This is a genomic window from Pseudomonas sp. MTM4 (assembly GCF_019355055.1).
GTDB lineage: Bacteria > Pseudomonadota > Gammaproteobacteria > Pseudomonadales > Pseudomonadaceae > Stutzerimonas.
In genome coordinates this window covers 88,169-106,041 of the sequence record NZ_CP048411.1, presented here as the reverse complement: position 1 = coordinate 106,041, position 17,873 = coordinate 88,169, and the positions used below count along the sequence as shown (strand labels likewise).

The 17,873-nt window shown below is 59.4% G+C and carries 12 protein-coding genes and 1 pseudogene; 2 read left to right on the top strand and 11 right to left on the bottom strand.

Annotated features, from left to right (window positions below; genetic code table 11):
- Positions 1-102 precede the first annotated feature (102 nt).
- From truA to leuC, 7 genes and pseudogenes are all read right to left on the bottom strand, one after another.
- Positions 103-966, bottom strand: a complete 864-nt coding sequence (gene truA, locus GYM54_RS00565; protein ID WP_181102306.1) for a tRNA pseudouridine(38-40) synthase TruA — start codon at positions 964-966, stop codon at positions 103-105.
- A gap of 2 nt (positions 967-968) precedes the next feature.
- Positions 969-3,704 (bottom strand): FimV family protein, encoded by a 2,736-nt coding sequence (locus tag GYM54_RS00560; RefSeq protein WP_197444586.1) that lies wholly within the window; start codon positions 3,702-3,704, stop codon positions 969-971.
- A gap of 152 nt (positions 3,705-3,856) precedes the next feature.
- Positions 3,857-3,943 (bottom strand): annotated as a pseudogene (locus GYM54_RS00555) (aspartate-semialdehyde dehydrogenase); the annotation flags it as partial.
- Between the two features lie 378 nt (positions 3,944-4,321).
- Positions 4,322-5,434: an aspartate-semialdehyde dehydrogenase gene (gene asd / locus GYM54_RS00550; protein WP_131648432.1), complete on the bottom strand. Its 1,113-nt coding sequence runs from the start codon at positions 5,432-5,434 to the stop codon at positions 4,322-4,324.
- A gap of 53 nt (positions 5,435-5,487) precedes the next feature.
- Positions 5,488-6,570 carry a 3-isopropylmalate dehydrogenase gene (leuB, locus tag GYM54_RS00545; protein WP_197444585.1) on the bottom strand — a complete coding sequence of 361 codons (1,083 nt, stop codon included), beginning with the start codon at positions 6,568-6,570 and terminating at the stop codon, positions 5,488-5,490.
- Between the two features lie 75 nt (positions 6,571-6,645).
- Complete coding sequence (gene leuD, locus GYM54_RS00540) at positions 6,646-7,293, bottom strand: 3-isopropylmalate dehydratase small subunit (protein WP_197444584.1); 648 nt, start codon at positions 7,291-7,293, stop codon at positions 6,646-6,648.
- 11 nt (positions 7,294-7,304) lie between these two features.
- Positions 7,305-8,732 (bottom strand): 3-isopropylmalate dehydratase large subunit, encoded by a 1,428-nt coding sequence (gene leuC / locus GYM54_RS00535; RefSeq protein ID WP_197444583.1) that lies wholly within the window; start codon positions 8,730-8,732, stop codon positions 7,305-7,307.
- Positions 8,733-8,917: 185 nt separating this feature from the next.
- Between leuC and GYM54_RS00530 the strand changes: the two genes are divergently transcribed.
- Both GYM54_RS00530 and GYM54_RS00525 read left to right on the top strand, forming a co-directional pair.
- The gene (locus tag GYM54_RS00530) at positions 8,918-9,784 is read left to right on the top strand and encodes a LysR family transcriptional regulator (RefSeq protein WP_181102318.1); all 867 of its coding nucleotides are present in this window, start codon (positions 8,918-8,920) and stop codon (positions 9,782-9,784) included.
- 123 nt (positions 9,785-9,907) lie between these two features.
- The gene (locus tag GYM54_RS00525; protein ID WP_197444582.1) at positions 9,908-12,814 is read left to right on the top strand and encodes an EAL domain-containing protein; all 2,907 of its coding nucleotides are present in this window, start codon (positions 9,908-9,910) and stop codon (positions 12,812-12,814) included.
- Positions 12,815-12,977: 163 nt separating this feature from the next.
- Here GYM54_RS00525 and GYM54_RS00520 read toward each other — a convergent pair whose 3' ends face one another.
- The 4 genes from GYM54_RS00520 to flgJ all read right to left on the bottom strand — a co-directional run bounded on the left by GYM54_RS00520 (position 12,978) and on the right by flgJ (position 17,864).
- Positions 12,978-13,292: a helix-hairpin-helix domain-containing protein gene (locus tag GYM54_RS00520; RefSeq protein WP_131648426.1), complete on the bottom strand. Its 315-nt coding sequence runs from the start codon at positions 13,290-13,292 to the stop codon at positions 12,978-12,980.
- 131 nt (positions 13,293-13,423) lie between these two features.
- Positions 13,424-14,641: a flagellar hook-associated protein FlgL gene (flgL, locus tag GYM54_RS00515; RefSeq protein ID WP_181102325.1), complete on the bottom strand. Its 1,218-nt coding sequence runs from the start codon at positions 14,639-14,641 to the stop codon at positions 13,424-13,426.
- An 11-nt stretch (positions 14,642-14,652) separates the two neighbouring features.
- Positions 14,653-16,671 carry a flagellar hook-associated protein FlgK gene (flgK, locus tag GYM54_RS00510; RefSeq protein ID WP_197444581.1) on the bottom strand — a complete coding sequence of 673 codons (2,019 nt, stop codon included), beginning with the start codon at positions 16,669-16,671 and terminating at the stop codon, positions 14,653-14,655.
- A 2-nt stretch (positions 16,672-16,673) separates the two neighbouring features.
- A complete protein-coding gene (gene flgJ / locus GYM54_RS00505) occupies positions 16,674-17,864 on the bottom strand; it encodes a flagellar assembly peptidoglycan hydrolase FlgJ (protein ID WP_197444580.1) in 1,191 nt (396 codons plus the stop codon).
- Positions 17,865-17,873: the final 9 nt, after the last annotated feature.

Genomic DNA, 17,873 nt, shown 5'->3' with positions numbered 1-17,873 from the left:
AGACCCCGGATGGTAACAAAAGCGCTACAGGCTGCAACCCGCATCACTTTATCCTCCGTTTCCGAAGGATGACTCGTCACTTGTCCGGCCGCTGGCATCAGGTCAGATGACTCGCACATCCGGCAGGCCTGACAGGAAATGTGGCCCAAGATAGCGCTCAGGTAATTCGAACTGCTCGGGGTAATCTACCTGAACGAGATACAAGCCGTAGGGATGCGCGGTAACACCACCCGTTCGCCTTACACGCGACTCCAGCACTTCCCGCGCCCATTCGACCGGGCGCTCGCCCGTCCCGATGGTCATCAACACACCGGCGAAGTTACGCACCATGTGGTGCAGAAAGGCATTGGCACGCACGTCGATCACGATCAGCCTGCCATACTCGAGTAGCTCCAGATGGTGAATGGTTTTGATCGGTGATTTCGCCTGGCACTGGCGCGCTCTGAAAGCACTGAAGTCGTGGGTTCCGACGAATGCTTTGGCCGCTTCGCGCATACGCGTGATATCCAATGGCCGGTGGTTCCAAGTCACCTCTTCGGCAAGATGAGCCGGGCGAATCTGGTCGTTGTAGATGACGTAGCGATAACGACGCGCCATGGCACTGAAGCGCGCGTCGAAGCTCTTGGGCATTTCTTTGGCCCAGGTCACACTGATATCACCTGGCAGATTCATGTTCGCGCCCATTACCCAGGCGTGCATGGAGCGCGTCACTGGAGTATCGAAATGCACCACCTGGGCGCAGGCATGAACGAGCGCATCGGTACGTCCGGCACAACTCAGCGTTATCGGGTGCCCGCCGGCCACCTTACTCAAGGCATTTTCCAGCGAGAGCTGAATTGACGGCACGCCATCGCGTTGCCGTTGAAACCCACGATAACGGGAGCCCTTGTATTCCACACCAAGGGCAATTCTGAAAACGCCAGCGGCAGCCGTTAGGGCTGCCGCTTCAGGTACTGCTTCGATCATGGTCAGGCTAGTTTGGCGAGCATCTCTCGCGCCTCTTGCTGCTGGGTATCGCTGCCCTCGTTCATGACCTCATCGAGGATATCGCGAGCGCCTTCGGCATCACCCATATCGATATAGGCGCGGGCAAGGTCCAGCTTGGTGGTGGTTTCATCGGTGTCAGCGAAGAAATCGAAATCATCGTCAAGCCCCTCCGAGGTTGACTCGGCCTCAAGCGCGGCCTCCGGCTCCGATAGGTCGAGCGGCTCGCCCATGTCTCGCGACAAGGCTTCAGACTCAGTTTCGGCCTCGTCGAACTCGGAGATATACGTTTCGGATACCGCTCCGCCGCTGGTCTCGTCAGAGACCGACAGATCGAATTCATCCGGCATGTCCGCAGACTGGACTTGATCGGCGAGCTGGAAATCAAACTCCTCGGCAGCAGGCTCGCCCGTTACTGGCTTCGACAGTTCTTCGTCGAGGTCTAACAGCACATCGTCATCGGCAGTAGAAGCTTTCGGCTGATCGTCAAGATCGAGCGAGAAACCGGCAAGTTCGGCTTCAAGGGATTGCATATCCGCTTCGGACGATTTGTCCAGGTCAAATTCGAAATCGTCAGCGGCCTGCTCCTGCGCAGCGGCGTCAAGATTGAGGTCATCGAAATTGAGCTCGTCAAGCTCCCCTGAGGCCTCGCCAGACGGGGCTACGGCTGTTTCAGTCAGGTCATCATCAAGCTCAAGATCGTCCAGACTCAGGTCAAAGGCGTCATCCGACATCTGCTCAGCAGTCGTTGCCGAAGCCGGTTCGTCAAGTTGGAGATCATCCAGGCTGAAGCTCTCGAAGTCATTGGTGCTTGTCGCGGCGGTTGCCGCAGCGAAGCCAGCTGCTGAAGCCATTGCCGGATAACGGAGCTTCGTTTGTTCAATTGCGTCCAACGAGCCGCCGATTTCGCGGAGCTCCGCCTCTTGCCGAGCGAAACCATCCCGATCAACAAGTTCGGCATAGACTTCCATCAGCTTCAATCGCAGGTCACTGCGCTGCGGCTCATCGTTCAATGCATTCTGCAGCAGGTCGGCAGCCTGATTAAAACGTCCGTAAGCGATGTAGATATCGGCCTCGGCCAAAGGGTCGTTGGTAGCGGCAGCGAGCGAGTCAGCCGAATGTTCGCCGCTGTCTTTAACGGTCGACTCCACAGCGGACGAATCGAGATCCTGCTGCGCCATGTAGAACGTGTCAGGTGAACTATCGGCAAGCAGGCTTTCCTGCAGTTCAGCTTCCTTCAAAGCGTTGCGGCGTGACAACGCCATCAGCCCGACCAGCAATAGCAAAAGGGCTCCGCCACCCAAGGCGCCGAGGAGAATGGGATTGGCCAACAGCTCGTCGACGTAGCTATCAGCTTCAGGCTCTTGTACCGCTGGGGCCGATGCTGCCGGAGCCGGTGTGACCGGCGCCTGTGCAGCCGGCTCCGCATCTACCGCTGCTTCTCCCTGGGTCGCTGCTGGGGCTACGACCTCAGCACCAGCAACTTCGGGCTCGGCATTGGTTTCTGTTACCGCTTCGGACGTTTCCGGCGCGACGTTAGCGTTTGAATCAATTTCACCAGTCGAAGGCAGTGCGGATGTCGCATCGCCTCCCGGCTCGACCCCCGCTGCCAGTTGAGCCTGTAGTTTGGCTAACTGGTCGTCCTTGAGCTGCATCAGGCGCTGCAGCTTGTCGAGTTGACCCTGAAGATCGTTGAGACGGTCCTTGAGATCCAGATTTTCGCGACGACTGGAATCAAGACTTTCCTCGGAAACCGCGAGCTTGTCACGCAAGGCCTGAGCATCGGCTCCGCTTCCAGTATCACTGCCGGCTGTGGCTTCGCCGGCTTCCGGTGCGACCAAGCGCAGATTATCGCCCTGCTCGCTACGCGATGGTGCCGCTCCCACTGAATCACGCTGGGTCGCATCTAGCTGGCGTGTGCCTGCTGCGCCAGAGACGGCAGCCTGACGCCAACTTGCGTTCTGTTGCGCGACTTGCTGAATCGCCTCGGCTTGTGACCGGCTACCGATTTGCTCGGCATTCGGTAGGCGAAGCACCTGACCATTCTTCATTCGGTTGATGTTGCCAGCGATGAAAGCGTCAGGGTTCAGGTCTTGAATGGCCAGCATGGCCTGATGAACGGTGCCCCCTTGGCGGGCGCGCTCGGCAACTTCCCACAGCGTGTCATTGGGGGTGACTTTGTATTGCTCACCTTGCAGCGCGGAAGCGCCGGCAGGCGCTGGTGCAGGCCGCGTTGCGACTCGCGGCGCCGTCTCGGGCCGAACGATTGGCGCTGCAATAGGCAACTGAGGGGCGACGGAAGCAGCAATTTCCGGCGAATAAAGCGGCGGGTCCAGCAGGAGCGTGTATTCGCGCAGCAGCCGACCGTTGGGCCAGAGCACCTCAATGAGGAAGTTCAAGTAAGGTTCGCGAACCGGCTTGGTCGATGAGACCCGGATAACGCTCTTGCCATCAGGGCGCAAAACCGGGGTAAAGGTCAGGTCCGTCAAGAAATACTGCCGGTCAACACCCGCCCGATTGAAATCTTCCGCAGATGCCAGAACCGGGACCACTTCTCCCGGCGCCAGTGTTTTCGCATCCAACAATTCGATTTCAGCCACCAGCGGTTGATTCAGTGCCGACTTCAGCGTGACCTCTCCCAGCCCCAGCGCGTACGCCATTTCGGAAGTCAGCGCGGTAGCAGCCGCGATTGCCAGCACCAGATTGCGAACCCGAACCATTATGTAATCCCTTGTTTTTTAACTTTTCTCGGATCTTCGAGAAGGGTCTTATAGACGCTGCCCGTGCCCGCCAGATGGCGGCCCCCCGTCAGCGATAAGCCTAAACAGCGCAGCTAGCTAGAATAGTTATTCGAATTGCCGGTAAGTATCTTTTACAGATAGTGTTTTATCAATAACTCACCAGACCGCACGGCATTGCCCGCCACGCCTTTTGCCACGTTATCAGACACAATCCACAATTCGCGTTCGCCTGCTTCAACGAAGCTGCAGCCTGCTCGCGAACCGGTAACCCTTGTACTTCATTGCGAACAAGGCGCTCAACGAAACAATGCGAAACCCTAGCCGTGTAATTATTGAAGCAATATCTATCGTCCCGTCACCTAAATATGGAAACGAAAAACACAGCCCTTAACCGCGTCGATACCCACACATGGTGAGCCGTTCCAAAGGGCGTCACTGTAGCCGAAGCAGATCGTCCCGCTGCGAGGTTAAGCCTAGATCCGACGAACGCGCTGTGCAGAGCCTTCGCTGCAGAGCGCTCAGCTAGACAGCTTCGACCGGATAAAAAAAGCGCCGCGGCTGTGCCGAGGCGCTTCGGGTGTTTCCGTCCTTGCGGTTTAGCGCTCCAGAAGGATGCGCAACATCCGCCGCAAGGGTTCCGCGGCGCCCCAGAGAAGCTGGTCGCCCACGGTAAAGGCGCCCAGGTAATGGGAACCCATGTTCAGCTTGCGTAAACGACCGACAGGTACGTTCAACGTGCCGGTCACCGAGGTCGGACTGAGCTCCTGCATGCTGGCGTCCCGATGATTCGGAACCAGCTTCACCCAGGGGTTGTGTTGGCTAATCATGCCCTCGATGTCCGAGATCGGCACATCCTTGTTCAGCTTGATGGTCAGCGCCTGGCTATGGCAGCGCATGGCGCCGACGCGCACGCAGATGCCATCGACCGGAATCGGACTCTTGAAGCGACCGAGGATCTTGTTGGTTTCAGCCTGCGCCTTCCACTCTTCACGGCTCTGCCCGTTGGGCAGCTCCTTGTCGATGTACGGGATCAGGCTGCCCGCCAGCGGCACGCCGAAGTTATCTACCGGGAAGGATTCGGAACGCTGGCACTCTGCGACCTTGCGGTCGATCTCCAGAATAGCGCTGGCCGGATCGGCAAGTTCATCGGCAACCGCAGCATTGATGGTGCCCATCTGCTTGATCAGTTCGCGCATGTTCTGCGCACCGGCGCCGGATGCCGCCTGGTAGGTCATGGCGCTCATCCACTCGACCAGACCGTTCTCGAACAGGCCGCCGAGCCCCATCAGCATTAGGCTGACAGTGCAGTTGCCACCAATATAGTTGCGAGTGCCGGCATCGAGCTGCTGGTCGATCACCTTGCGGTTGACCGGGTCCAGCACGATGACCGCATCGTCCTGCATGCGCAGGGCGGACGCAGCGTCGATCCAGTACCCATTCCAGCCGGCTTCGCGCAGCTTGGGGAATACTTCGTTGGTGTAGTCGCCACCCTGACAGGTCAGGATCACGTCGAGGCTTTTCAGCTCATCGATGCTGTAGGCATCCTTGAGCGGCGCGATGTCCTTGCCGATCGAAGGCCCCTGACCGCCTACATTGGAAGTGGTAAAGAACACCGGCTCGATCAGGTCGAAGTCCCGCTCTTCCAGCATCCGCTGCATGAGCACGGAGCCGACCATGCCGCGCCAACCGATCAGACCTACACGTTTCATCGAACTACACCTATATATAAAGTGGCCCACCCGCTTGAAGACGGGCCAAGAGATTACAACTTCGCGAGCGCCGCGACTACCGCATCGCCCATCGCCTGGGTGCCGACCTTGCTACAGCCCTCGGACCAGATGTCGCCGGTGCGCAGGCCTTGGTCGAGCACGTCGCTGACCGCTCGCTCGATGGCATCGGCCGCCACCACCTGATTAAAGCTGTAGCGCAGCATCATCGATACCGAAAGGATGGTCGCCAGCGGGTTGGCGATGCCCTTGCCGGCGATGTCCGGCGCCGAGCCATGGCAAGGCTCGTACATGCCCTTGTTGCTGGCATCCAGCGACGCCGACGGCAGCATGCCGATGGAGCCAGTGAGCATGGAAGCCTCATCCGACAGAATGTCGCCGAACATGTTGTCCGTAACGATTACGTCGAACTGCTTGGGCGCGCGGACCAGTTGCATGGCCGCGTTGTCGACGTACATGTGCGACAGTTCGACCTCGGGGTAGTCCTTGGCGACCTCCTCGACCACGACTCGCCACAACTGGCTGGAGGCCAGCACGTTAGCCTTGTCCACCGAGCAGAGCTTCTTGTTGCGGACCATGGCCATGTCGAAACCGACCTTGGCGATACGGCGAATTTCGCTCTCGCTGTAAGGCAGCGTGTCGTAGGCCATGCGCTCGCCGTTCTCCAACACTTTGCTTTCGCGCGGCTGGCCGAAATAGATGCCGCCGGTCAGCTCGCGCACGATGAGGATATCCAGACCAGCAACGATCTCCGGCTTGAGGCTGGACGCTTCAGCCAGTTGCGGATACAGCAGCGCCGGACGCAGGTTGCCGAACAGGCCCAGCTGCGAACGGATTTTCAGCAGCCCGCGCTCCGGGCGGATGGCCGGCTCAATCTTGTCCCACTTGGGACCGCCGACGGCGCCGAGCAGAATGGCGTCGGCGGCACGCGCGCGCCCCAGGGTTTCATCGGCCAGCGGTACGCCGTACTTATCAATGGCAGCGCCACCCAGCTCGTCATAACTCAACTCGAAACCCAGCTGAAACTTATCGTTCGCCAACTGCAGCACCTTGACCGCCTCGGCCATGATTTCCGGGCCGATACCATCGCCGGGCAATACCAGAATCTTTTTCGACATTTCCATTCCTTCAGATAAGCGCTCATGGTGGGCTGAAGCCCACCCTACTTTTATTCTTGCGGCTTGCCGCTGCTGTTATTTGATCGCGCCGAACAGCCAAGGCTGGCTCTGCTGATGCCTGGCCTCGAATACCTTGATCGCGTCGGCATCCTGTAGCGTCAGGCCAATGTCGTCCAGACCGTTGAGCAGGCAATGCTTGCGGAAGGCGTCGACCTCAAAGCCGTACTGCTTGCCATCCGGGCGCGTGACGGTCTGCTCGGCCAGATCAACGGTGAGTTGGTAGCCCTCGTTGGCCTCGGCCTGTTCGAACAGTTCGTCCATCTCGGATTCGGTCAGGATGATCGGCAGCAGACCGTTCTTGAAGCTGTTGTTGTAGAAGATGTCGGCAAAACTCGGCGCGATGATGGTGCGGAAGCCGTACTCTTCAAGCGCCCAGGGCGCATGTTCGCGAGAGGAGCCGCAGCCGAAATTCTCACGTACAAGCAGCACGCTGGCGCCCCGATAGCGCGGGAAGTTCAGCACGAAATCGTGATTGACCGGACGCTGTGAACAATCCTGGTTCGGCTGGCCAACATCCAGATAGCGCCACTCATCGAACAAATTCGGACCGAAACCGGTGCGCTTGATCGACTTCAGGAACTGCTTGGGAATGATCTGATCGGTATCGACGTTGGCACGATCGAGCGGACAGACCAGGCCGGTGTGTTGGGTGAATGCTTTCATGTTTCGCCTCCTCAGGCCTGGAGCAGTTCGCGCACGTCGATGAAACGGCCGGTCACAGCGGCTGCCGCGGCCATGGCCGGGCTGACCAGATGAGTGCGGCCACCAGCCCCCTGGCGCCCCTCGAAGTTGCGGTTGGACGTGGACGCGCAATGCTCGCCGCTGCCCAGCTTATCCGGGTTCATCGCCAGACACATCGAGCAACCCGGCTCGCGCCACTCGAAACCGGCTTCGAGGAAAATCTTATCCAGCCCTTCCGATTCCGCCTGCTGCTTGACCAGGCCCGAACCCGGCACCACCATCGCCTGCTTGACGGTCGCGGCGACCTTGCGCCCCTTGGCCACTTCGGCAGCAGCGCGCAGGTCTTCGATGCGCGAGTTGGTGCAGGAGCCGATGAACACGCGATCCAGCTGGATATCGGTGATCGGCTGGTTGGCGCGCAGGCCCATATATTTCAGCGCGCGCTCGATGGAGTCGCGCTTGACCGGATCGGATTCTACCGCCGGGTCCGGAACCTGTTGGTCGACCGCCAGGACCATTTCCGGCGACGTGCCCCAGCTCACCTGCGGCTTAATGTCCTCGGCTTTCAGCTCAACGACAGTGTCGAACACCGCATCCTCGTCAGATACCAGATCTTTCCAGACCTCGACTGCCTTGTCCCAGTCCGCGCCTTCCGGCGCATAAGGGCGACCCTCGACATAGGCGACGGTTTTCTCGTCACAGGCCACCATGCCCACGCGAGCGCCAGCTTCGATGGACATGTTGCAGAGGGTCATGCGGCCTTCCATGGACAATTCGCGGATGGCGCTACCGGCGAATTCCAGCGCGTGGCCGTTGCCGCCAGCGGTACCGATCTTGCCGATCACGGCGAGCACGATGTCCTTGGCGGTGACGCCGAACGGCAGCTTGCCTTCAACGCGCACCTGCATGTTCTTCATCTTCTTGGCCACCAGGCACTGCGTGGCGAGCACATGCTCGACCTCGGAAGTGCCGATGCCGTGGGCCAGCGCACCGAAGGCGCCATGGGTGGACGTATGCGAATCGCCGCAGACCACGGTCATGCCCGGCAGGGTCGCGCCCTGCTCCGGGCCGATGACATGCACGATGCCCTGGCGGATATCGTTCATCTTGAATTCGAGAATGCCGAAGTCATCGCAGTTCTCGTCCAGAGTCTGCACCTGAATGCGCGAGACCTCGTCGGCGATGGCTTCCAAGCCGCCCTGGCGCTCGCCCTTGGTGGTCGGCACATTGTGGTCCGGGGTGGCGATGTTGGCGTCGATACGCCACGGCTTGCGCCCGGCCAGACGCAACCCTTCGAACGCCTGCGGCGAAGTCACTTCATGGAGAATGTGACGGTCGATATAGATCAGCGACGAGCCATCGTCGCGACGCTTGACCTCATGCATTTCCCAGAGTTTGTCGTAGAGCGTTTTGCCGGCCATCGGACTCTTCCTCATCAGTTCTGCGGGCAAATAGCCCTTTCGCTTATGGGGAGATGCTAGGGGGTTGCGTTTAATTACTCAAATTCATATTTTTTATCTAACGCATTCCTCGCAGGAATCTCACGAACATTAAGTCGAGTGGGCCGGGCGGCCCACTACGGTCATTTAACGCCTTGGAAAAATACATGGATCTAGCCAGCCTCAACGCCTTCATCGCCATTGCTGAAACCGGCAGCTTCTCTTTGGCAGGAGAGCGCCTGCACCTGACTCAACCGGCGGTGAGCAAGCGTCTCGCCGCGCTGGAGTCGCAGCTCGATGTGCGCCTGTTCGATCGTTTGGGACGGGAGATTGGGCTCACCGAAGCCGGCCGAGCCCTGTTGCCCCGTGCCTACCGAATCCTCAATGTACTGGATGACACCCGCCGCGCATTGGCTAATCTCAACGGTGAAGTCAGCGGTCGCCTGTGTCTGGCGACCAGTCATCACATCGGCCTGCATCGCCTGCCGCCGTTGCTGAGGAGCTTCACTCGTGCCTATCCCAACGTGAACCTGGACATCCGCTTCCTGGATTCAGAAGTTGCCTACGAAGAGGTTCTTCATGGTCGTGCCGAACTGGCCGTGATTACGCTGGCGCCACACACAACTGCGCCGATCCGCGCCAGCAAGGTATGGGACGATCCGCTGGATTTCGTCGTCGCCCCGGAGCATCCGCTGGCACAAAAACAGCAGATAACCTTGGCCGACGTGGCCGACTACCCCGCCGTATTTCCAGGCGGCAACACCTTCACCCACCATATCGCTCAACGGCTGTTCGAGCGCGAGAATCTCAGACCGAACATTACGATGAGCACCAATTATATGGAGACGATCAAAATGATGGTCTCCATTGGCATCGCCTGGAGCGTGCTGCCCCGCACCATGCTTGATGAACAGGTGGTGCGTCTGCCGCTGCCTGGGGTTCAACTAACGAGGGAGCTCGGTTACATAACCCACACCGAGCGCACCCTGTCGAACGCAGCCAAGGCCTTCATGTCTTTGCTGGATGCAGGCTGACGACTTGCACCTTGCCATCTGCTACGGATAAGTTCGGACATAACAACAAGAGCACCAGAATCATGAGCAGCACCGGTTATCGGCCGATCCGTCACCTTCCCACTTGCCCGGCGGAAACCATTCATGCGACCGCCTGAATCCCTGATCGGTGTCAGCGCCAGCGAAGCGGCAATGCCCTGGCGGGATGCGACCCGCCTATTATCGGTACTCGACGCCGCAGGACTTGGCGTTTGGTCGTGGGACTTGCAGCGCGGCATCGTCCACTGGTCGCTCGGCACAGGGCGGCTGTTTGGTCTCAGTGAACCGCTCACTCAGATTACTCAGGACGAGTATCTGAATCTGATCGCTGCCGAAGACCGGCTTCATCTCACAACCGTCGCCCGCTCCGTACTGTCGGGCGACAGGTCGCGCTTCAGTGTTCGTCACCGGGTGCGCTGGCCAGACTCAAGCGTGCACTGGATGGAGATCGATGGGCAGCTGCAGGACAACGGCACCAGCTCATCGATGCTGGTGGGCATCGTCCGCGACATTACCGCTCAGCACACTCAGGCCCAGGCCTTCGAAGACAGCCAGGAGCGTCTGGAACTGGCGCTGGCCTCAGCAGAGCTGGGCAACTGGGAATGGCACATCCCAAGCGACCGGCTCTATGCTTCGAGCCGCGCTTCTGAATTGCAGGGCATCATCGACGGTCCGTTCGATGGTTCGTTCCGGGAGTTTTTTCGCAGCGTCGCCGCCAATGACCGACAGACCATGCGCGAGGCTTACAGCGATCTGCTGGCCGGGCGGCGCCAGAGCTATCAGACGACCTATCAGGCGGTGCACCCGAACGGCACCGTCCGGCATCTGGAAACCACTGCCAAGCTGTACCGTGACGAGCACGGCGTGCCGTTGCGGATGGCCGGAATCATTATCGACGCCACGGAGCGGGTCCTGCGCGAACAGCATCTGGCCGCGTCCGAAGCCAGATTTTCCGCCTTGTTCCAAGGCAGTCCCGACCCCATTTCCCTTTCCCGTATCCGCGACGGCACCTTCATTGATGTCAATCCCAGCTTCAGCGCTGTATTCGGCTGGGAAGGCAGCGATATCGTTGGGCGTTCGGCCCCGGACATACATTTCTGGCGCGACGAGAAACAGCGGCAGTCGCTCTATCAACGGCTGGCTCGTGACCAACGCCTGGACGACGCCGAAGCGCAATTTCGCACCAGGGCTGGTCAGTACATCACATGCGTGGTCTCCAGCCGCTTCATTCGAATCGACCGAAGGCTGTGCATCGTGACGACTTTCCGCGACATCACCGAGCGCCAGCAGGCCGAAGCAGCCTTGAAAGCCAGCGAGGCCAAGTTCGCCAGGGCATTCCATTCAAGCCCCGACGCCATCATCATCAGCGAACGCGCCACCGGACGCTTCATAGAGGTCAACGAAGGTTTTCACCGTCTCTCCGGCTACCGCCCAGAAGAAGCCATTGGCCGTACATCCACCGAACTGGGCATCTGGTCGGACTCGCAGCGCAAGGACATTCTCGAACAGCTGGAGCGTGACGGCCGCGTCGCCAACTGGGAAATGGTCGGCCAGGATCGTCACAGCAACCCTAAACACATCGAGGTGTCAGTCGAACCGATCGAACTCAACGACACCGACTGCCTGTTGATATCGGCGCGAGACATCAGTCAGCTGAAGGCTGCACATGCGCAGATCCATCACCTGGCGTATCACGACCCACTGACCAACCTTCCCAACCGGGCGCTGCTGATGGATCGTCTGGTACAGCAGATTGCGCTGCACAAGCGCCATGACCTGCGAGGCGCCCTGCTGTTTTTAGATCTGGATCATTTCAAGCACATCAACGATTCGCTTGGGCATCCGGTCGGCGATGCTGTCCTGAAGATGATTACGGCTCGCCTCGAAGCCAGCACCCGCCAAGAAGATACCGTCGCGCGCCTCGGGGGCGATGAGTTCGTCGTTCTGCTGACAGGTTTGAGCGGCAGGCGCTCGGAGGTGACGCGCCATGTTCGTCAGATTGCCGAAAAGCTACGGACCCTGCTCGCCGAGCCCATGACATTCGAAGGCAACCGGTTGCACGTCACCCCAAGCATCGGTATCGCCCTTCTGCCTGACCATGGCGACACACCCGCCGATCTCCTGAAGCGAGCCGACATTGCGCTCTACGGGGCCAAAGCAGCCGGGCGCAACGCCATCCAATTGTTTCGCACGACGATGCAGCAAGCCGCAAGCGCACGCATGCAGCTGGAGAGCGAGCTACGGTTGGCGCTGCAGCGCAACGAATTCGAGTTACAGCTGCAACCCCAAGTGGATGCACGCTCGGGTTCGGTGATCGGCGCTGAAGTTCTGTTGCGCTGGAATCACCCGGAGCACGGCCCGCGCTCGCCCGCTCAGTTCATTGATGTGCTGGAAGAAAACGGCCTGATCGTCGAAGTCGGCGACTGGATCATCACACAAGCCAGCCGCATCGGCGCTTCGCTGTTGGCCGCGGGACTGGTGCACCCCGACACCTTCAGCCTTTGCGTCAACATCAGCCCGCGTCAGTTCCGTCAGAACGAGTTCGTCGAACGCACCCTCAATGCGCTGAAGGCCACCGGGGTTCCGCATAGGATGATCAAGCTTGAGATCACCGAAGGTATTGTGATCCAGAACCTGGACGACACCATTGCCAAGATGCGCCGCCTTTGCCGACACGGCGTCAGCTTCGCCATGGACGATTTCGGCACTGGCTATTCATCGCTCACCTATCTGAAACGATTGCCGGTGGATTTGCTCAAGATAGATCAGTCATTTGTACGAGACGCGCTGGATGCGCCCAACGACGCCGAGATCATCCGCGCTATCGTCGCGATGGCTAGAAGTCTCGGGCTTGAGGTGATCGCCGAAGGGGTCGAGCAGCAGGCGCAGCTAGACTTGCTGCAACTGCAGGGCTGTCACCTGTATCAGGGTTATCTGTTCAGCCGTCCGCTGCCCCTCGACGAGTTCAGTAGGCTTCTGACAGGTTCCGACACGAACGATGGCGGCGGCTAATAGGCAGCGAAACGGCTAGGCATGTTATGTGAGCGCAGCGACTGCCCTTCGCGCTGATCGGACAGGAACGATAGCCCGTAAACAAAAGCCCTGGCACAGGCCAGGGCTTTGTCAGCGTACTGAAGCCAGCGGAACACACCGGCTTAGAAATGAGCTCACCTGATCAGTTCAGGCTCAACTTGGCGCGGTTCTTTTCCAGGGTAGCGGCACCAATCCCTTTGACTTCCAGCAACTCATCGACCGAGCCGAACGGGCCATGGGCTTCACGGTACGCGATGATGGCCTTGGCCTTTGTTGCACCGATGCCTTTGAGTTCGCGGGTCAGGGTTTCGGCATCGGCCGAATTGAGATTGATTGTTGCCGTTTGAGCTACGGCTACTTCTGCTGCTGCAACAGGTTCAGTCTGAGCTGCATGGCCGCCAATGGAAACGCTGGCAAGCAATGCGAAGAGTGCTGCGGAGAGAAAAGACTTGGTCATGATTCACGTCCCTTTGAGTGTTGGTTTTCGACCGGCGCGGTACTCCATGCGCCGCCGGGACACTTTATGCTGCAACAATGCCAAGTCAAATCGGCGCGCTGGTTCTGTGAACCACGCCCGCCAGGCCGCGCTTAACGCATCACATTGAACAGGCTAAGCCCGGAAATTTTCACGTAGCTCTGCTGGGCCGCTTCTAGAATGACCGTTTGCATCGACAGCCGCGACAACGCCTCGGCGTAGTCCAGTTCGCGCAGTTCCGCCTGGACGCCTTTGTTGACCAGCGCGACGTCTTCGTTGTCGGTCAGGGTGGTGTCGATGGTATTTAACCGTGCGCCAATATTGCCGCGCGCCGCGTCGACGCTGACCATGCCGTGGTCGAGGTTGGTCAAGGCGACTGCGACCGCGTCGCGGACGCCGGTGTTGCCGGTCGCTGGATCTTCCAGAGCCTTGCGGAGGTTAGCAATCGTATCGAGAACTCCTTGTTTAGGACTCTCACTTTCGGGAATCGTAATTACCTCGCCGGCAGTCGGCTCGCCTGAGATATAAAGAGTCACTCCGCCAACTACCAGCTTGTTTTCCTTTTCTCCGTCACTGTCCAAACTACCAGTGCTAAGGACGTTCCCGCTGGCGTCGGCCACGCTATAGTTCCGCTCGTTCGGACTCGCGCTGAACGTGATTTCCAACCCCCCAATGCCGGCAAAAGCGACCTCATCACTAACCAGCGCGTCTGAAACATTCAACGTCGAAGCCGCCTGGTCAGATACCGCAGCGCCAAGACGTCCAGCGTTGGTTACGTTCTCGAAAATGGACTTGCCGTTATCGCTGATCGGAACATTCAACGAACTGGCAATCTGCAACTTCCGCTGCCCCTCGTCACCCTGATAGCTGTAGCTACCATCCGTGCCCCTGACAAAGGGCTGCGTCTTGCCCTGAAATCCTGAGAACAAATACTCACCGCGCGCATTGCGCGTATTCATCAGCGACAGCAGCTCATCCTCGCGCTCACCCAGCTCGGCAGCGATGGCTTTGCGGTCCTGCGGGTCTAGCGCACCGTTACCGGCCTGAACCGCCAGCTCGCGGACACGCTGCAGCACGGTATTGACCGAGTTCAGCGTCACTTCTTCCTGAGTCAGGCTGTTCTTCGCAGCCGTCAGATTGGAGTTGTACTGGCCAAGCACGTTCTGCTGTTGCTCCAGCTGCAGCAGGCGTACCGAGGCAACCGGATCGTCCGCAGGCGTAAGGATGCGGTTGCCGGTGCTGATCTGCTCCTGGGTGCGCGTAGCGTTGGCGTAGTTTCGCTGGATGCCGGTCACGCCGTTATTGAATGCTTGCAAGGTCGAGATGCGCATGGGCGGGCCTGTTACCTGAAGGTGCTGATCAATGTATCGAACATGGTGCGCGCAACTTGAATGATCTGGGCCGAGGCGTTGTAGTACTGCTCGAACTTGATCAGGTTGGCGGCTTCCTCGTCGAGGTTCACGGCCGAGAGCGAATCCCGGTTGTCGGTCGCCTGCTTGAGGATCGCACCCGTCGCTTCGCTGTCCATGCGAGCCTGAGCGGTCAGCGTGCCGACCCGCTCTACCAGCTCGCCGTAGCCATCGGTGAAGCTGGAGCCCGACCCGACAACAGCGCCATCGACCCCGATCGTCTGCTTTGTCTGCAGATCCACCAGCTTTAATGCGTTGCGGTTGTCCGATACGCCGCTCTGGTTGAAGTTGAGCGAGAAACTGTCATTCGCCTGTGGTCGTCCGTTGATAGTGAAATCAAACTGATAAACCTCTCCCGATGCTGCCGTATAAGCCAGCCGAACGGTGTTGCTATTACCGGATTGAAGCGTCGGAGTCGCTGGATTGCCGCTGCCATCGACAAGAGAATTGCCATTTTCATCCACGTATGACCAGTTGCCTGTAGCGGCGGACAACGTGAAGGTGCCGTCTGCGTTGACGGTTGCAGCTAGATTCAACCCACTGCCGAACGCTGTTTTCAGTTCGGCAGGGTCGATCGGCGAAGGCGCGGAAACCATGTCCGGCTGGCCAATCGCTCCGGTACCGCCGTTTTGCAAACTGCTTTCCGCACGCACTGCCGCAGCGAAGGCGAGCTGATCAGCCTGATCGAGCACTGCGCCGATTTCAGAGGCGCCGCGCCGAGTCGGCATGATCAATACCTTGTCACCCTCGCCGAGCGACGAATCGATCCGATGTAAGTTAAAACCCAATCCAGGCACTTCGGTACCGAACGTTTGACCCTCGATCCAGCGCCCACCCACCGGACGAATTCGATAACTGTCGCCCGCGCCGATTTCTATCTCGTAGTCACTAGCAGCAAGCGACGAGGTGTTAGTGATCTCGACATTTATCCCCGTCGGATAACTGCGCTTATCGACCAGATCGGCCGCATTGATATCTTTGAACAGGCCGACGCCAACGTTGCCCTTCAAATCCAGCCCCTGTCCCAGCTGGGTATTGACCTGATCACTCACAGCCAACGCCAGCTGCCCCAGCGAATTGAGCGTCGGGTCCAGCACTTCCTGGCGATAGCGAATCAGCCCACCCAGCTCGCCGCCGGTAATCTGCGACGTAATCCCCTGGCGCGAGCCGCCGCTGACAAACTGGATCTCGTGACGGTTGGGATCGCGCTGTCCTGGCACGATTTCCAGCCGGCTGACGGCGCTTCCGACGACTAGGGGCTGACCAGTACCGACCGAGATATTGAAGCTATTGTCGTCCTGCGGCGTTACGGTGACGCCGATGTAGGTCGATAACTGACGCACCGCCTCGTCGCGTGCGTCGAGAAGGTCATTGGGTTGTTTGCCGTTGGCCGAAGCTGTCGCGATGGCTTGGTTCAAGCTACCGATGCTGCCGGCCAGACGATTGATCTGATCGGTGACCGCAGCCATCTGCTTGTTGGTGAAGTTGTTCTGTTCGGTCAGCCGGTCGGAAACGGTATTGAATCGGCGCGCCAGCCCCTCAGCCTCCGCCAGTACCAACTGACGTGCCGGAATGTTGGCGGGGTCTTCCGCTGCCGTTTGCAGTGCCGAGAAAAACTTCTGCAGCGAGGGCGTGATGCCGGTCGTGCTGCCTGCCAGCAGAGAATCGAGCTGGTCGATCTGGCTTTTGTAGGCTTCCACGTCGCTGCTCAGCGAAGTGCTGCTGCGCAACTGACTGGTCAGGAACTCGCTGTACGTCCTGCGGATTTCCACCAGCGTAGTGCCCGAGCCGACATAACCCGCCCCGCTGAATTGAGGGGTCCGAGTTGCCTGGGATGCATCCTGGCGGCTATAGCCGGGAGTATTGACGTTGCTGATGTTGTGGCCTGTGATCGACAGCTGGCTCTTGCTCGCACTCAAGCCCGACAGGCCAATATTCAGTAGGTCAGCCATGATTAGCCTCTAGTCCGCACGGCGGGCGCTGAACTCGCGTCAGCGATCGTCTGGTAGGTCTGCACTTTGCGAGCGATCTGATTGATCTTGTTCGCATATTGCGGGTCGGTCGCGTAACCGGCCCGCTGTAATTCGTTGACGAAGCGCTCCGAGTTACCGGTGGTGCTCGCAACCTGAATCGCCGGCTGGTAGCGGTCGTTGTTCTCGAGCAGCCGAACGTAATCGTTGAAGCTCTGTTCGAACGAGTCGTAAGCCCGGAACCCAGCGACCTGCTTGGTCGCCTTGCCATTGATGTACTCGGTTGTGGTGACCTTCGCCGACTCACCTTGCCAACCCGTGGATTTGATACCGAACAGGTTGTGGCTGTTGCTGCCGTCCTTCTGACGAATCATCGACTTGCCCCAGCCGGTTTCCAGCGCGGCCTGCGCCACCAGGAAGCGCGGCTCTACGCCGAGTCGCTTGGCGGCTTTCTCCGCCATGGGCAGCATGGTCGCGATGAATTCGGCCGGTGAGTTGAAACGCGTCTTGCTCGGCGCGCTAGGTGCCGTCGCCTCGACGCCATTGACGATCAACGGCGCGTCTTGAGGTGCGGCGAACGCCGTCGCGGGCTGCCAGTCGAGATTCACCAACGGCTGCGGCTTGCCGGCCTGTTGGGCGTCGGCTCCGTTCTTTGCAACCTCGACAGGTGCGGTCTCTGCCGACGGGCGCTCGGCAAGCTTGCCCGGCAGCGCCAGGCGGCGTTGATTCAGCAGCTGCGAGTCATTTCTGGCCGGCGCAACGGCGGCGCTGGGGCTGCTCGACGCTTTCGCGCCTTCGGTCTGTGCAACCTGCGCAAAAGGATTCGGCTTCTCGCTGGGCTCCTGCTGCTTGCTCAGCTGACGGATCAGCACGTCAGCCAGGCCAATACCGCCGCCTTCCTTGGAAAGCGTGACCGACAGCTGCTGGTCGTGCATATCCTGATACTGCTTGCTGGCCTGGCTGTTGAATGGATTGTCCTTGGACATCACCTCGGTGGCCGAACGCATCGACTTGAGCATCTCGTTCATGAACAGGGACTCGAACTCCTGCGCAACCTTGCGCACGTTCTCCGCGCCGTCACGGTCCTTGCCAACCTTGAGCTGATTCAGCCGATTCAGGTCGGAATAGCTGCCGCTATCAGGTGTGCGCCGGCCAAGCCCCAGTCGATTTTCCATGTCCCGGTC

What these genes read in the sequence shown, in the direction of transcription:
- flgK (WP_197444581.1), bottom strand. Translation starts at nt 16,671, where the DNA reads ATGGCTGACCTACTGAATATTGGCCTGTCGGGCTTGAGTGCGAGCAAG.
- flgJ (WP_197444580.1), bottom strand. Translation starts at nt 17,864, where the DNA reads ATGGAAAATCGACTGGGGCTTGGCCGGCGCACACCTGATAGCGGCAGC.
- leuB (WP_197444585.1), bottom strand. Translation starts at nt 6,570, where the DNA reads ATGTCGAAAAAGATTCTGGTATTGCCCGGCGATGGTATCGGCCCGGAA.
- leuC (WP_197444583.1), bottom strand. Translation starts at nt 8,732, where the DNA reads ATGGCCGGCAAAACGCTCTACGACAAACTCTGGGAAATGCATGAGGTC.
- GYM54_RS00530 (WP_181102318.1), top strand. Translation starts at nt 8,918, where the DNA reads ATGGATCTAGCCAGCCTCAACGCCTTCATCGCCATTGCTGAAACCGGC.
- truA (WP_181102306.1), bottom strand. Translation starts at nt 966, where the DNA reads ATGATCGAAGCAGTACCTGAAGCGGCAGCCCTAACGGCTGCCGCTGGC.
- GYM54_RS00525 (WP_197444582.1), top strand. Translation starts at nt 9,908, where the DNA reads ATGCGACCGCCTGAATCCCTGATCGGTGTCAGCGCCAGCGAAGCGGCA.
- flgL (WP_181102325.1), bottom strand. Translation starts at nt 14,641, where the DNA reads ATGCGCATCTCGACCTTGCAAGCATTCAATAACGGCGTGACCGGCATC.
- leuD (WP_197444584.1), bottom strand. Translation starts at nt 7,293, where the DNA reads ATGAAAGCATTCACCCAACACACCGGCCTGGTCTGTCCGCTCGATCGT.
- GYM54_RS00560 (WP_197444586.1), bottom strand. Translation starts at nt 3,704, where the DNA reads ATGGTTCGGGTTCGCAATCTGGTGCTGGCAATCGCGGCTGCTACCGCG.
- GYM54_RS00520 (WP_131648426.1), bottom strand. Translation starts at nt 13,292, where the DNA reads ATGACCAAGTCTTTTCTCTCCGCAGCACTCTTCGCATTGCTTGCCAGC.
- asd (WP_131648432.1), bottom strand. Translation starts at nt 5,434, where the DNA reads ATGAAACGTGTAGGTCTGATCGGTTGGCGCGGCATGGTCGGCTCCGTG.